This window comes from Streptomyces sp. NPDC029292 (assembly GCF_055569295.1).
This window is the reverse complement of record NZ_JBVHXR010000011.1, coordinates 106,095-120,261: the sequence shown is the minus strand read 5'-3', so window position 1 is coordinate 120,261 and position 14,167 is coordinate 106,095. Positions and strand designations below refer to the sequence as shown.

The 14,167-nt window shown below is 70.6% G+C and carries 16 protein-coding genes; 8 read left to right on the top strand and 8 right to left on the bottom strand.

Features of this window, described 5'->3' with window-relative positions; genetic code table 11:
• Positions 1-88 precede the first annotated feature (88 nt).
• From nhaA to ACZ4WS_RS24110, 4 genes are all read left to right on the top strand, one after another.
• Positions 89-1,492, top strand: a complete 1,404-nt coding sequence (gene nhaA, locus ACZ4WS_RS24125) for a Na+/H+ antiporter NhaA (protein ID WP_467983282.1) — start codon at positions 89-91, stop codon at positions 1,490-1,492.
• A 69-nt stretch (positions 1,493-1,561) separates the two neighbouring features.
• Positions 1,562-2,050 carry a phage holin family protein gene (locus ACZ4WS_RS24120; RefSeq protein WP_467983281.1) on the top strand — a complete coding sequence of 163 codons (489 nt, stop codon included), beginning with the start codon at positions 1,562-1,564 and terminating at the stop codon, positions 2,048-2,050.
• Positions 2,047-2,985, top strand: coding sequence for an alpha/beta fold hydrolase (locus tag ACZ4WS_RS24115; RefSeq protein ID WP_467983280.1), 939 nt, complete (start codon positions 2,047-2,049; stop codon positions 2,983-2,985). Before ACZ4WS_RS24120 ends, ACZ4WS_RS24115 begins: the two co-directional genes overlap by 4 nt.
• A gap of 185 nt (positions 2,986-3,170) precedes the next feature.
• Positions 3,171-3,350: a hypothetical protein gene (locus tag ACZ4WS_RS24110; RefSeq protein WP_467983279.1), complete on the top strand. Its 180-nt coding sequence runs from the start codon at positions 3,171-3,173 to the stop codon at positions 3,348-3,350.
• Between the two features lie 32 nt (positions 3,351-3,382).
• On the opposite strand, the gene ACZ4WS_RS24105 is transcribed toward ACZ4WS_RS24110, so the two are convergent.
• The 3 genes from ACZ4WS_RS24105 to nth all read right to left on the bottom strand — a co-directional run bounded on the left by ACZ4WS_RS24105 (position 3,383) and on the right by nth (position 6,536).
• Entirely contained in the window at positions 3,383-4,582 is a 1,200-nt protein-coding gene (locus ACZ4WS_RS24105; protein ID WP_467983278.1) for a MarP family serine protease, read from the bottom strand.
• 96 nt (positions 4,583-4,678) lie between these two features.
• Positions 4,679-5,341, bottom strand: coding sequence for an NUDIX hydrolase (locus ACZ4WS_RS24100; RefSeq protein WP_467983488.1), 663 nt, complete (start codon positions 5,339-5,341; stop codon positions 4,679-4,681).
• 181 nt (positions 5,342-5,522) lie between these two features.
• On the bottom strand, positions 5,523-6,536 hold the full coding sequence (gene nth, locus ACZ4WS_RS24095; RefSeq protein WP_467983277.1) for an endonuclease III: 1,014 nt from the start codon (positions 6,534-6,536) through the stop codon (positions 5,523-5,525).
• Positions 6,537-6,839: 303 nt separating this feature from the next.
• On the opposite strand from nth, the gene ACZ4WS_RS24090 reads away from it, so the two are divergent.
• Both ACZ4WS_RS24090 and ACZ4WS_RS24085 read left to right on the top strand, forming a co-directional pair.
• Entirely contained in the window at positions 6,840-7,514 is a 675-nt protein-coding gene (locus tag ACZ4WS_RS24090; RefSeq protein ID WP_006382668.1) for a Crp/Fnr family transcriptional regulator, read from the top strand.
• 169 nt (positions 7,515-7,683) lie between these two features.
• Positions 7,684-8,490 carry a nucleotidyltransferase domain-containing protein gene (locus tag ACZ4WS_RS24085; protein WP_467983276.1) on the top strand — a complete coding sequence of 269 codons (807 nt, stop codon included), beginning with the start codon at positions 7,684-7,686 and terminating at the stop codon, positions 8,488-8,490.
• A gap of 15 nt (positions 8,491-8,505) precedes the next feature.
• Here the strand turns inward: ACZ4WS_RS24085 and ACZ4WS_RS24080 are convergent, their stop codons facing one another.
• From ACZ4WS_RS24080 to ACZ4WS_RS24065, 4 genes are all read right to left on the bottom strand, one after another.
• Positions 8,506-9,336 carry an MBL fold metallo-hydrolase gene (locus ACZ4WS_RS24080; protein ID WP_467983275.1) on the bottom strand — a complete coding sequence of 277 codons (831 nt, stop codon included), beginning with the start codon at positions 9,334-9,336 and terminating at the stop codon, positions 8,506-8,508.
• A complete protein-coding gene (locus tag ACZ4WS_RS24075) occupies positions 9,333-10,202 on the bottom strand; it encodes an NUDIX hydrolase (protein WP_467983274.1) in 870 nt (289 codons plus the stop codon). Before ACZ4WS_RS24075 ends, ACZ4WS_RS24080 begins: the two co-directional genes overlap by 4 nt.
• 208 nt (positions 10,203-10,410) lie before the next feature.
• Positions 10,411-10,878 (bottom strand): RidA family protein, encoded by a 468-nt coding sequence (locus ACZ4WS_RS24070; RefSeq protein WP_467983273.1) that lies wholly within the window; start codon positions 10,876-10,878, stop codon positions 10,411-10,413.
• Positions 10,875-11,036, bottom strand: a complete 162-nt coding sequence (locus ACZ4WS_RS24065) for a DUF4177 domain-containing protein (RefSeq protein ID WP_010986011.1) — start codon at positions 11,034-11,036, stop codon at positions 10,875-10,877. The genes ACZ4WS_RS24070 and ACZ4WS_RS24065 overlap by 4 nt, the downstream gene beginning before the upstream one ends.
• 95 nt (positions 11,037-11,131) lie before the next feature.
• Between ACZ4WS_RS24065 and bagA the strand changes: the two genes are divergently transcribed.
• Positions 11,132-12,109: an ATPase BagA gene (gene bagA / locus ACZ4WS_RS24060; RefSeq protein ID WP_467983272.1), complete on the top strand. Its 978-nt coding sequence runs from the start codon at positions 11,132-11,134 to the stop codon at positions 12,107-12,109.
• Positions 12,106-13,500, top strand: coding sequence for an ATPase BagB (gene bagB / locus ACZ4WS_RS24055; RefSeq protein ID WP_467983271.1), 1,395 nt, complete (start codon positions 12,106-12,108; stop codon positions 13,498-13,500). Before bagA ends, bagB begins: the two co-directional genes overlap by 4 nt.
• Positions 13,501-13,620: 120 nt before the next feature.
• Here the strand turns inward: bagB and wblA are convergent, their stop codons facing one another.
• On the bottom strand, positions 13,621-13,959 hold the full coding sequence (gene wblA / locus ACZ4WS_RS24050) for a transcriptional regulator WblA (protein WP_028799159.1): 339 nt from the start codon (positions 13,957-13,959) through the stop codon (positions 13,621-13,623).
• Positions 13,960-14,167: the final 208 nt, after the last annotated feature.

Genomic DNA, 14,167 nt, shown 5'->3' with positions numbered 1-14,167 from the left:
AGGGTGCGCCGGGAAGTCTGGTCGGCAACGCCGTCAGCGACCCTCGTGACGGCGGAGAATACGCCGTACCGACCCGGAAGGTCCCGTCGTGGCCGCGCCCAGCTCCGCCAGCAAACGCAAGTTCCTCGGACGCCTCTCGCTCCCCGAGCGGAACTTCGTCGCGGACGCGCTGCGCACCGAGACCCTCGGCGGCGTTCTGCTTCTGCTCGCCTCGATCGCCGCGCTCATCTGGGCGAACGTACCCGCGCTGCAAGAGAGCTACGAGAGCGTCGGCCACTTCCACATAGGTCCCGCCGCCCTGGGTCTGGACCTCTCCATCCAGCACTGGGCGGCGGACGGGCTGCTCGCGGTGTTCTTCTTCGTCGCCGGCATCGAACTCAAGCGCGAGCTGGTCGCGGGCGACCTCAAGGACCCCCGGGCCGCCGCGCTCCCCGTGGCCGCCGCGCTGTGCGGCATGGCCGTACCGGCGATCGTGTACACGCTGACCAACCTCGCCGGCGGCGGCTCCCTGGACGGCTGGGCGGTGCCGACGGCCACCGACATCGCCTTCGCGCTCGCCGTCCTCGCGGTCATCGGGACGTCCCTGCCGTCCGCCCTGCGCGCCTTCCTGCTCACCCTCGCCGTCGTCGACGACCTCTGCGCGATCCTGATCATCGCGATCTTCTTCACCGACAGCCTGAACTTCACCGCCCTCGCCGGCGCCGTCATCGGCCTCGGCATCTTCTGGCTGCTGCTCAGGAAGGGCGTACGCGGCTGGTACGTGTACGTTCCGCTCGCCCTGGTCATCTGGGGGCTGATGTACAACAGCGGCATCCACGCCACCATCGCCGGTGTCGCGATGGGTCTGATGCTGCGCTGCCACCGCCACCCGGGCGAGGAGCACTCACCCGGCGAGCACATCGAACATCTCGTACGTCCCCTGTCGGCGGGGCTCGCGGTGCCGCTGTTCGCCCTGTTCAGCGCGGGGGTCGCGATCTCCGGGGGCGCGCTGGGCGATGTGTTCACGCGGCCCGAGACCCTCGGTGTCGTGCTCGGGCTCGTCGTCGGCAAGGCGCTCGGCATCTTCGGCGGGACCTGGCTGACGGCACGGTTCACGAAGGCCTCGCTCAGCGACGACCTGGCCTGGCCCGACGTCTTCGCGGTGGCGTCGCTGGCCGGTATCGGCTTCACCGTCTCGCTGCTCATCGGCGAACTCGCCTTCGACGGCGACCCGACGCTCACCGGCGAGGTCAAGGCCGCCGTCCTCATGGGCTCCCTGATCGCGGCCATGGCCGCCGGCGTCCTGCTGAAGGTACGCAACGCCAAGTACCGCGGGCTCTGCGAGGCCGAGGAGCTCGACGCGGACCAGGACGGCATCCCCGACATCTACGAGCAGGACAACCCGGCGTACCACCTGCGCATGGCCCAGATCTACGAGCGCAAGGCCGCCGAGCACCGGAGGCTTGCCGAAGTGACGGGCGGGGCAAGCGAGGAGGACAACGGTCCGGCATGATCTGACCAGACGGTACAAACAGATGCAGAAGCCAGACCGTACCCACACATGCAGAAGAGGGAGTCCGCGATGAGCGCACCCGACGGCAGCCCGGTCGGCGCCGAACGCAGCATCGGCCAGCTGTTCGCCTCGGCGACGACCGAGATGTCCGCGCTCGTGCACGACGAGATCGCGCTGGCGAAGGCCCAGCTCAAGCAGGACGTCAAGCGCGGTGCGGTCAGCGGCGGCGCGTTCTCGGTCGCCGGCGCCGTGCTCGTCTTCTCGCTGCCGATGCTGAACTTCGCCCTGGCGTACGGCATCCGGACCTGGAGCCACTGGAACCTCGCGATCTGCTTCCTGCTCTCCTTCGCCGCGAACGTGCTCGTCGCCGTCGTCCTCGCGCTGATCGGTGTCGCCTTCGCCAAGAAGGCCAAGAAGAGCCAGGGACCGCAGAAGGTCGCCGCCTCGATGAAGGAGACGGCGGGCGTCCTGCAGAACGCCAAGCCGCACCCCCGCGAGGTGGCCGCGCAGGACCGTGTACCCGAGGCCCTCGAGGCTGTGGCACGCTCGTCCTCATGACGGACCCCGCCACACCCTCGGCGCAACCCACTTCGGTCGTACGTCCCGACGGACCCTGGATCCACCGGGACGTCGCCGCCAACGGCGCGCGCTTCCACATCGCCGAGATGGGCGACGGGCCGCTGGTCCTGCTGCTGCACGGCTTCCCGCAGTTCTGGTGGACCTGGCGGCATCAGCTGGTGGCGCTCGCCGACGCGGGTTTCCGCGCCGTCGCGATGGACCTGCGGGGTGTCGGCGGCAGCGACCGCACGCCGCGCGGTTACGACCCCGCCAACCTCGCGCTCGACATCACCGGGGTCGTACGGTCCCTCGGTGAGCCCGACGCCGCGCTGGTCGGGCACGACCTGGGCGGGTATCTGGCGTGGACGGCGGCCGTGATGCGGCCCAAGCTCGTACGCCGGCTCGCCGTCTCCTCGATGCCGCATCCGCGGCGCTGGCGCTCGGCCATGCTCTCCGACGTCAAGCAGACGACCGCGGGTTCCTACATCTGGGGGTTCCAGCGGCCGTGGATTCCGGAGCGTCAACTCGTCGCGGACGACGGCGCGCTGGTGGGCCGTCTGGTACGGGACTGGTCGGGGCCTTGCCTTCCCGATGACGAGGCCGTGGAGACGTACCGCCGTGCCATGTGCATCCCGTCGACGGCCCATTGCTCGATCGAGCCGTACCGGTGGATGGTGCGGTCCATGGCACGCCCGGACGGGATCCAGTTCAACCGGCGCATGAAACGCCCGGTGCGGGTGCCGACGCTGCATCTGCACGGCTCGCTCGACCCCGTGATGCGCACGCGGAGTGCGGCCGGGTCCGGGGAGTACGTCGAAGCGCCGTACCGCTGGCGGCTGTTCGACGGGCTCGGGCACTTCCCGCACGAGGAGGACCCGGTGGCGTTTTCCACCGAATTGGTCAATTGGCTGAAGGATCCCGAACCCGATCGGTGACGGTCCCCGAGCCCGATCGGTGACGGCTTCCGGTCCTCTTCCGTGACCGTCCGAACGCGTCCTGTGGCGCGCCCGCTATGCGAACGAGAACGCCTGTCCTACGAACAGCCAATTGCCTGGCGCATAGGCCAATTGGGGGGCCGGGGCGCGGTTATCGACCTTGGGGCAGGGGCAGACGTCGAGGTATGGGCTGGACGCACGACTACAGTGACGCACCACGAAACCGCCGCTCGGCCAGGGGTCTGAGCTCCCATCAGAGGGGCACCCCGCAGTTGCCGGGCACGGACCCCCGAGTGGGGATCCCGCACATTCTGCGGCGCCGGGCCCGCTGGGTCTCGGTGCGGCTGCGCCATCCTCGCGGCTGAGCCGCTGAGCCGCTGACACACACCGACCGGCGTCAGAGCGCGCAGCTGTCGCTGTCCACCTGTTGGTTCGCGGCAAGCCCCTTGGTGACGTCGTCCTGGACCTCGTCCGCGGTGAGCGCGTAACCGGTGTTGGCGTCGTCGAGGGACTTCGCGAAGACCACGCCGTACACCTTGCCCTCGGGCGTGAGCAGCGGGCCGCCGGAGTTGCCCTGGCGCACGGTCGCGTAGAGCGAGTAGACGTCGCGGCGCACCGTCTTGCGGTGGTAGATGTCCGGGCCGTTGGCGGTGATGCGGCCGCGCACGCGCGCGGGCTGGACGTTGTACGACCCGTTCTCCGGGAACCCGGCGACGATCGCGCTCTTTCCGCTGGTCGCGTCCTGGGCGGTGAACTTCAGGGCAGGCGCATTCAGGTTCGGTACGTCGAGTACGGCGATGTCGCGCTCCCAGTCGTACAGGACGACCGTGGCGTCGTACTTCCTGCCCTCGCCGCCTATCTGGACGGTGGGCTCGTCGACTCCGCCGACCACGTGCGCGTTGGTCATCACGCGGCGGTCGCCGAAGACGAAGCCGGTGCCTTCGAGTACCTTGCCGCAGCTCTGGGCGGTGCCCATGACCTTGACGATGGACTTCTGGGCGTTGGCGGCGACGGCGCTGTTCGCGAGGGCCGGGTCGGGGGGCTGGACCTCGGTGATGGGCTCGTTGGCGAACGGGCTGAAGACCTGCGGGAAGCCGTTCTGCGCGAGGACCGAGGAGAAGTCGGCGAACCAGGTGTCGGCCTGGGAGGGCAGGGCACGGGAGACGCCGAGCAGCACCTTGGAGTTGCGGACTTCCTTGCCGAGCGTCGGCAGCGTCGTACCGGCGAGGGCCGAGCCGATCAGCCAGGCGACGAGCAGCATCGCCACGACGTTGACGAGGGCGCCGCCCGTCGCGTCCAGGGCGCGGGCCGGGGACCAGGTGATGTACCGGCGCAGCTTGTTGCCGAGGTGGGTGGTGAGGGCCTGGCCCACGGAGGCGCAGACGATCACGACGACGACCGCGACGACGGCGGCGGTCGTGCTCACCTTGGTGTCGTTGGTCAGCGCGCCCCAGATGACGGGAAGCAGATAGACGGCGACGAGGCCGCCGCCCAGGAAGCCGATCACCGACAGGATGCCGACGACGAAGCCCTGGCGATAGCCCACGATCGCGAACCACACGGCGGCGACCAGCAACAGGATGTCCAGCACGTTCACCGCTTCAAGCCTCGCCTCATCACTTTCCGGTCGCGATCGCCCGGCCGGGGGTCTGGGGGTTGTCCCCCAGGCAGACACAGCACGGAGGTCACCTTGTCATGCGCGCCAGTCGAGCGGGACCTGCTTCCCACGGTCCCAGGGGCGCTCCCAGCCCGCGTAATGCAGGATCTTGTCGATCACTCCGGCCGTGAAGCCCCAGACCAGGGCGGATTCGACCAGGAATGCCGGGCCTTTGTGGCCGCTGGGGTGCACGGTGGTGGCGCGGTTGGCCGGATCCGTGAGATCCGCCACGGGGACGGTGAAGACGCGGGCCGTCTCGCCCGGATCGACCACGCCGACCGGGGTCGGGCGGCGCCACCAGCCCAGGACCGGGGTGACCACGAAGCCGCTCACCGGGATGTAGAGCTTGGGCAGCACGCCGAACAGCTGGACGCCGCTCGGGTCGAGCCCGGTCTCCTCCTCGGCCTCGCGCAGAGCGGCCCGCAGCGGCCCGTCGGCCTTCGGGTCGCCGTCCTCCGGGTCGAGGGCGCCACCGGGGAAGGAGGGCTGCCCGGCGTGCGATCTCAGGGAGCTGGCGCGCTCCATGAGCAGCAGCTCGGGGCCGCGGTCGCCCTCGCCGAACAGGATGAGGACGGCGGACTGCCGCCCCGCGCCGTTCGCCGGCGGGAGGAAGCGGCTCAGCTGGAGCGGTTCGACCGTCTCGGCGGCGCGCACCACCGGGTCCAGCCAGTCCGGCAGGCCGTCCCTGCTGAGCGTCACCGGACCGTCGTGCGACCCGTGCGTGCCGGGCCCGTCGTGTTCGCTGTGCGTCGTGCCGGGCCCGTCGTGTTTGCTGTGCGTCGTGCCGGGCCCGTCGTGTTTGCTGTGCGTGTTGCTCGCGCGCGTCATCGCCACCCCCGTTCTGCTGTTCCCAACGCCTGCCGGTGCCGTGTTCGTTCCGTCATCCGGCGCCCAGTGGGGGTGCGGGGATGCCGCCCGCGTCCAGGTACGACTGCGGGGGGTTGAGGCGCTGGCCCGGGAAGCCGCCCTTCTCGTACTTCAGGAGCTTCTTGGCCTTCTCCGGGTCCGTCTCGCCCTCCCCGTACGCCGGGCAGAGCGGAGCGATGGGGCAGGCGCCGCAGGCCGGCTTGCGGGCATGGCAGATGCGGCGGCCGTGAAAGATCACGTAATGGGAGAGCATCGTCCACTCGCTCTTCGGGAAGAGCGCGCCGACGGCCGCCTCGATCTTGTCCGGGTCCGTCTCGTCGGTCCACTGCCAGCGGCGGACGAGCCTCTGGAAGTGGGTGTCCACGGTGATTCCGGGGCGCCCGAAGGCGTTACCGAGGACGACGAAGGCGGTTTTGCGGCCCACGCCGGGGAGCTTGACGAGGTCTTCGAGGCGGCCGGGGACCTCGCCCCCGAAGTCGTCCCTCAGCGCCTTGGAGAGCCCTATCACCGACTTGGTCTTGGCCCGGAAGAACCCGGTCGGGCGCAGGATCTCCTCGACCTCTTCCGGGTTGGCCTCGGCCAGGTCCTCAGGAGTCGGGTACTTGGCGAAGAGCGCCGGGGTCGTCTGGTTCACCCGCAGGTCGGTGGTCTGGGCGGACAGGACCGTGGCGACGATCAGCTGGAAGGGGTTCTCGAAGTCCAGCTCCGGGTGGGCGTACGGGTACACCTCGGAGAGCTCGCGGTTGATGCGGCGGGCTCGGCGGACCAGGGCGGTGTGCGACTCGTTCCTGGCGGGCTTCGCGACGGCTTTCGCGGGCGTGGCCTTCTTGGCCGTGGCTGTCGCCTTCTTGGCCACGGCCGTCGCCTTCTTGGCGGCCGTTTTCGCGACCGCCGCCTTCTTGGCAGCCGTTTCCGTGGACGCCTTTGTGGACGCCCTCGCGGACGTCTTCGCGGACGTCGCCTTTTTGGCGGGCTTCTTGGCTGTCACCTTGACTGGCGCCGCCTTTGCCGCTTTTGTCGGTTTCATACTTCCGTCGGGGCCCTGTTCGCCCACGGCGGAATCGCGACGTACAACCACCCGCCCAGCCCCCTTGGCCTGTGCTCTCACCGGCGATTTGGACACCCGGCCAGCCTAAAGCCCGGCACCGACATCCGCCCCGGACCCAGAAGATCGGCCCCCAAATGGACCCCTGCCGCACTGCCCGGGACGCCAGTGCGGCAGACTTGTGACTGATCACACTGTTTGGACCGTCCGGCAAGATGGGGAACACGGTCCCCTGGTACCAAGGGGGAGCAAGATCCCCTGAGCAGGTCGACAAGGAGAGAACTCGTGGACGACGTTCTGCGGCGCGCCCCGCTCTTCGCGGCGCTCGATGACGAGCAGGCCGCGGAGCTCCGCGCCTCCATGAGTGAGGTGACCCTCGCACGCGGCGACGCTCTCTTTCATGAGGGCGACCCCGGCGACCGCCTCTACGTGGTCACCGAGGGCAAGGTGAAGCTGCATCGCACCTCCCCCGACGGCCGCGAGAACATGCTGGCCGTCCTGGGCCCCGGTGAGCTGATCGGCGAGCTGTCGCTGTTCGACCCGGGTCCGCGCACGGCCACGGCCACCGCGCTGACCGAGGTCAAGCTGCTCGGCCTCGGCCACGGCGACCTCCAGCCCTGGCTGAACGCACGCCCCGAGGTGGCCGCCGCGCTCCTGCGCGCCGTCGCCCGGCGCCTGCGCAAGACCAACGACCAGATGTCCGACCTGGTCTTCTCGGACGTCCCGGGCCGCGTGGCCCGCGCGCTCCTGGACCTCTCCCGCCGCTTCGGCGTGCAGTCCGAAGAGGGCATCCACGTCGTGCACGACCTCACGCAGGAGGAGCTGGCCCAGCTGGTCGGCGCGTCCCGCGAGACGGTCAACAAGGCGCTCGCCGACTTCGCGGGCCGCGGCTGGCTCCGTCTGGAGGCCCGCGCGGTGATCCTGCTGGATGTGGAGCGGCTGGCGAAGCGCTCGCGCTGACCCCTCGCGCCGAAAACGCACCGGAAGGGCCCTGCCGCACGGCAGGGCCCTTCTCGTATCGCGGGGTGAGGGTGGCCCAAGGGCTGGGGATGGAGCAAGTAACACGCCCGGCGTGGTGATCGGCTGGAAATGACATGACGCCGTACCGCCGCCGTTGCACAGTGGCCCCATGCACAACAAGGGGCTCGACGGCCAGGGTTACATCGCGCGCGAGGGCTCCCTCGGGCTGGTCCCGCGGGAGTTCCGGCCCGTGGTGGCCGCGGCCCGCGAACGGCTGCTGGACGTCTTCGGGGCACGCATGACGAGCGCGTACCTCTACGGGTCGATTCCGCGCGGCACCGCGCGCGTGGGCCGCTCCGACCTCGATCTGCTGCTCGCCCTGCGCGAGGAGCCCAGCGAGGCGGACCGGGCGGACGCCCAGGCGCTCGGTGAGGCGCTCGACAAGGAGTTCGCGCAGATCGACGGCGTGGGGACGCTGCTGTTCAGCCGTACGCGGCTGCTGAGCGACCTGGAGACGTACGACCTGGGCTGGTTCGTCGCCTGCCTCTGTACGCCCCTCCTGGGCGAGGATCTGGCCGAGTACCTGCCCCGCTACCGCCCCGACTCCCACCTCGCCCGCGAGACGAACGGCGACCTCGCGCTGATGCTGCCGCGCTGGCGCGAGCGAATCGCCGACGCAGCCGACACCAAGGAGGCCCGGCGCCCCCTCGTGCGCTACATGTCACGCCATCTCGTCCGCACCGGCTTCACACTCGTCATGCCCCGCTGGAACGGCTGGACCAGCGATCTGCGGGAGATGGCGGAGGCGTTCGGCGCGTACTACCCGGAGCGGGCCGCGCAGCTGCGGGAGGCGGCCGTCCTCGGATATGAGCCGCCGGGCGACCTCGCCGTCCTGCGGTCGTACGTCGACGGCCTCGGGCCTTGGCTGGCCGAGGAGTACGCGCGCGTGCATGGCATCAAGGCGCCGCGTCCTTAGGGGCGACGAAAACGCCTAGATGAGGCCGTGCTCGCGCAGGTACTCCATCTGCGCCCGCACGGAGAGCTCGGCCGCGGGCCACAGCGAACGGTCGACGTCCGCGTACACGTGCGCGACGACCTCGCCCGGCGACCGGTAGCCGTTCTCGACCGCCGTCTCGACCTGGGCGAGCCGGTGGGCGCGGTGGGCGAGGTAGAACTCGACGACGCCCTGGGCGTCTTCGAGAACGGGCCCGTGGCCGGGCAGCACGGTGTGCACGCCGTCGTCCACGGTCAGGGACCTGAGCCGCCGCAGGGAGTCGAGATAGTCGCCCAGGCGGCCGTCGGGGTGGGCCACGACGGTCGTGCCGCGGCCGAGGATGGTGTCACCCGTCAGGACGGCCTGATCGGCCGGGAGATGGAAGCACAGCGAGTCGGCAGTGTGGCCGGGGGTGGACACGACGCGCAGCTCGAGGCCGCCGACCCTGACCGCGTCCCCCGCCGCCAGCCCCTCGTCCCCGAGCCGCAGCGCCGGGTCCAGGGCCCGCACCCTCGTGCCCGTCAGTTCGGCGAACCGCCCTGCCCCCTCGGCGTGATCGGGGTGCCCGTGCGTCAGCAGGGTCAGCGCGACCCGCTTCCCTGCCTTCTCCGCCGTATCCACGACATTCCGCAGATGTACGTCGTCCAGGGGCCCCGGGTCGATCACCACCGCGAGCTCGGAGTCCGGCTCGGAGACGATCCAGGTGTTGGTGCCGTCCAGAGTCATCGCGGACGCGTTGGGCGCGAGGACGTTGACCGCGCGCGAGGTGGCGGGGCCGGAGAGGACCCTTCCTCGCGGCTGGCCGGGGAGGGCGGCTGCGTCGGTCATGCGGGGGCTCCACCGGTCGGGATGTGCTTGGTGAACTCGTCGTGTCCCGGCCAGGCGAGGACCACCTCGCCGTTCTCCAGGCGGGCCTTGGCCAGGACGGGGGTCAGGTCGCGGGACGGCGCGGCGGCGAGGGCGTCGGCGGCGCTGTCGTACGGGATGAGCTGGCGCAGCGTCGCGACGGTCGGCGGCATCATGAGCAGCTCGCCCTTGTCGTACGAGGCTGCCGCTTCCGCCGGGCGGATCCATACCGTGCGGTCGGCCTCCGTGGAGGCGTTGCGGGTGCGCTGGCCCTCCGGGAGGGCGGCCACGAAGAACCAGGTGTCGTAGCGGCGGGTTTCGAACTCCGGGGTGATCCAGCGGGTCCAGGCGCCCAGGAGGTCCGATCTGAGGACCAGTCCCCTGCGGTCGAGGAACTCGGCGAAGGAGAGGTCGCGGGCGACCAGGGCCGCGCGGTCCGCCTCCCAGTCGTCGCCCGTGGTGTCGCCGACCACGGTGTCCGGGGTGGGGCCCGCGAGGAGGACGCCCGCCTCCTCGTACGTCTCGCGGACCGCCGCGCAGACGATGGCCTGGGCGGAGGTCTCGTCGGCGCCCAGCCTTTTCGCCCACCACGCGCGCGTGGGGCCCGCCCAGCGGATCTGGTGGTCGTCGTCGCGCGGGTCCACGCCGCCGCCCGGATACGCGTAGGCGCCTCCGGCGAAGGCCATGGAGGCGCGTCTGCGCAGCATGTGCACCACGGGGGTGCCCTCGGTGTCCTTGAGCAGCATGACGGTGGCCGCCCGCCTGGGGGCCACCGGTGTCAGCGTGCCGTCCGCGAGCGCGCGGATGCGCTCGGGCCACTCCGGTGGAAACCACTGACCATTCGCCATGGCCGGAGGCTATCCCGAGCCGGGCGGATGTTCGAGGGGCTCGGGGTCTCGGGGGATCAGCGGGCTGGGGGTGGGGTGGGTTTTTCGCCCCCGCCTCCCCTGCCCCTCCCGTTCCCTTGGGCTCCGCCCCAGACCCAGTCCAGGCCATCCATCGGCTGCGGGTCCGTGGGGGCTGGTCGCGCAGTTCCCCGCGCCCCTGAAGGCGCGCCTACGCCCCGGTCAGCTCCACCTGGATCTCGACCTCCACCGGCGCGTCCAGCGGGAGGACCGCCACGCCGACCGCGCTGCGGGCGTGGACGCCCTTGTCGCCGAGGACCGCGCCCAGGAGTTCGCTGGCACCGTTGAGGACGCCCGGCTGACCGGTGAAGTCCGAGGCGGACGCCACGAAGCCGACGACCTTCACGACGCGCGCGATGCGGTCCAGGTCGCCCGCGACGGACTTGACCGCGGCGAGCGCGTTCAGCGCGCAGATGCGGGCCAGGTCCTTGGCCTCCTCGGCGGTGACCTCCGCGCCCACCTTGCCGGTGACCGCGAGCTTGCCGTCCACCATCGGGAGCTGGCCCGCGGTGTAGACGTACACGCCGGACTGCACGGCGGGCTGGTACGCGGCCAGCGGCGGGACGACGCCCGGCAGGCTCAGGCCCAACTCCGCGAGCTTCTCCTCGACCGCGCTCATGCCTGGCGCTCCCGCTTCAGGTAGGCGACGAGCTGCTCCGGGTTGTTCGGCCCGGGCACGACCTGGACGAGCTCCCAGCCGTCCTCGCCCCAGGTGTCCAGAATCTGCTTCGTGGCATGGACGAGCAGCGGCACGGTTGCGTATTCCCACTTGGTCATGTGGCCGACTGTAGTCGTTGCCGCCGGGGGCCTCGCGCGCACGTTGTCCACAGCCTCCTGCGTAGTCCGGCGGCGGACTGGTTAGGCTCGAATACGTGAGCAGGCTCCAGGTCGTCAGCGGCAAGGGCGGTACCGGCAAGACCACGGTGGCCGCGGCCCTCGCGCTCGCCCTCGCGACCGAGGGCAAACGCACCCTCCTCGTCGAGGTCGAGGGCAGACAGGGCATCGCGCAGCTCTTCGAGACAGAAGCGCTGCCCTACGAGGAGCGGAAGATCGCCGTCGCTCCGGGGGGCGGGGAGGTGTACGCCCTCGCCATCGACCCCGAACTGGCCCTTCTGGACTACCTCCAGATGTTCTACAAACTGGGCGGTGCCGGCCGGGCCCTGAAGAAGCTCGGCGCCATCGACTTCGCGACCACCGTCGCGCCGGGACTGCGCGACGTGCTCCTGACGGGGAAGGCGTGCGAGGCCGTACGGCGCAAGGACAAGAGCGGGCGGTTCGCGTACGACTACGTCGTCATGGACGCGCCGCCCACCGGCCGCATCACCCGCTTCCTGAACGTCAACGACGAGGTGGCGGGCCTCGCGAAGATCGGCCCGATACACAATCAGGCACAGGCCGTCATGCGCGTCCTCAAGTCCCCGGAGACCGCGGTGCACTTGGTGACGCTGCTTGAGGAGATGCCCGTCCAGGAGACCGCGGACGGCATCGCCGAGCTGCGGGCCGCGAAGCTGCCGGTCGGGCGGATCATCGTGAACATGGTGCGGCCAGCGCTCCTCGACGACGCCGACCTGGAGCTCACGGGAGCCGCTTCCCGTACCGCCATCGCCAAGTCGCTGTCCGCGGCCGGACTCGGCGGCGCGCGCCGCGGCGGACTCGCCGAGCGGCTCGTGGAGCCGCTGCTCCAGCAGGCCGACGAGTACGCCGAGCGGTATGCCCTGGAGCGCGAGCAGCGGGCCGTGCTCACCGAGCTGGGCCTGCCACTGCACGAACTCCCGTTGCTCGCCGAGGGAATGGACCTGGCGGGCCTGTACGAGCTCGCCACGGAACTGCGCACTCAAGGGATCTCATGAGTCCGGACCCGGCCCACGCACACGACAAGGCCCATGCACACGACACGACCCGCGCTCTCGACCACGCGCGCGTGCTCGCTGTCGACCCGCTGCTCGACGACCCGAAGACCCGCATCGTGGTGTGCTGCGGCTCGGGCGGCGTCGGCAAGACGACCACGGCGGCGGCCCTGGGGCTGCGCGCCGCCGAGCGCGGCCGGAAGGTGGTCGTGCTCACGATCGACCCGGCACGCCGACTCGCCCAGTCCATGGGCATCGACTCGCTGGACAACACCCCGCGCCGCGTGAAGGGCATCGAGGGCGACGGCGAGCTGCACGCCATGATGCTCGACATGAAGCGCACCTTCGACGAGATCGTCGAGGCGCACGCGGACGGCGAGCGGGCCGCCGCGATCCTGAACAACCCCTTCTACCAGTCGCTTTCGGCGGGCTTCGCGGGCACGCAGGAGTACATGGCGATGGAGAAGCTGGGGCAGCTGCGGGCGCGGGACGAATGGGACCTCATCGTCGTCGACACGCCGCCGTCCCGCTCGGCACTCGACTTCCTGGACGCCCCGAAACGGCTCGGGTCCTTCCTGGACGGGAGGCTGATCCGGCTCCTCACCGCCCCGGCGAAGCTCGGCGGGCGCGCGGGGATGAAGTTCCTGAACGTCGGGATGTCGATGATGACCGGCACCCTGGGAAAGCTCCTCGGTGGGCAACTCCTCAAGGACGTCCAGACGTTCGTGGCGGCGATGGACACGACGTTCGGCGGGTTCCGTACGCGCGCGGACGCCACGTACAAGCTGCTCCAGGCGCCCGGCACGGCGTTCCTGGTGGTGGCGGCCCCGGAGCGGGACGCGCTGCGCGAGGCCGCCTACTTCGTGGAGCGCCTCGCCGCCGAGGACATGCCGTTCGCCGGTCTGGTGCTCAACCGGGTCCATGACAGTGGGGCCACTCAGCTGTCCGCCGAGCGGGCGCTCGCCGCCGCGGAAGATCTTGATTCCGCGGCTGCAGAAAATCTTGACGACGCCCGCATTGTGGATCAGGAGGGCGGGAAAGCTGGACTTCGTAACTCTCCCGACACGTACGACAGTTCAGAATCTTCCGCTGCTGAAGCCGCCACACTGTCAGTCGCCGCACCGCCAGCCGTCGCACCGTCCGGCTCCGAAGAAGGCTCCCCCGCCCCGGACCGGACCGTCGAACAACTCACCGCAGGACTACTGAGGCTGCATGCCGAGCGCATGCAGCTGCTCTCCCGCGAGCAGCGCACACGTGACCGCTTCAACGCGCTCCACCCCGAGGTGGCGGTGGCCGAAGTGGCCGCGCTCCCCGGCGATGTGCACGACCTCGCGGGGCTGCGGGACATCGGGGACCGGCTCGCGGCCGGTGGTGACCCGGCCGGAGCTGCTTGAGCCGCGTGGCGCACGGTAAGCCGCGTGGCTCGCCGTGAGCCGCGTGGCGTAAGCCTCCCGGCTGCGTGAGCCTCGTATGCGCGGCTGTCTGAGCCTCGTATGCGCGCGGACGGGAGCCGGTCAGCCCACCGCCGCGTAGCGCTCGTACACCTCTTCCTCGTCGAGGGGCAGCAGGCCCGCACCGCGCTCGTACTCCGTGCGCGCGGTCTCGAGCAGGCGACGCCACGAGGTGACGGTCGGCCGCCGGCGCAGCAGTGCGCGGCGCTCCCGCTCGGTCATGCCACCCCACACGCCGAATTCGACGCGGTTGTCGAGCGCATCGGCGAGGCACTCCGTGCGCACCGGACATCCGGTGCACACTGCCTTCGCCCGGTTCTGCGCTGCTCCTTGAACGAACAGTTCATCCGGATCGGTAGTGCGGCAGGCCGCCTGCGCACTCCAGTCGGTTACCCAGCCCATACCGGCGCCGTCCTCTCCCGAATCGAGGCTCCCCCACGGCGGCAGCGGCATATTCACCGCCGCCAGTTGAGGACGTTACGGAAGGTGGGCACAGCGCAACACCCCCTTCGGGCCCAATCTTGAATGGCCCGAACGGACTATGCGTAAGCGGCAGGTCACCCGGGGGAGTGAGCCGAGGACATGCGTGAGCATTCCGGCAAACCGGGAC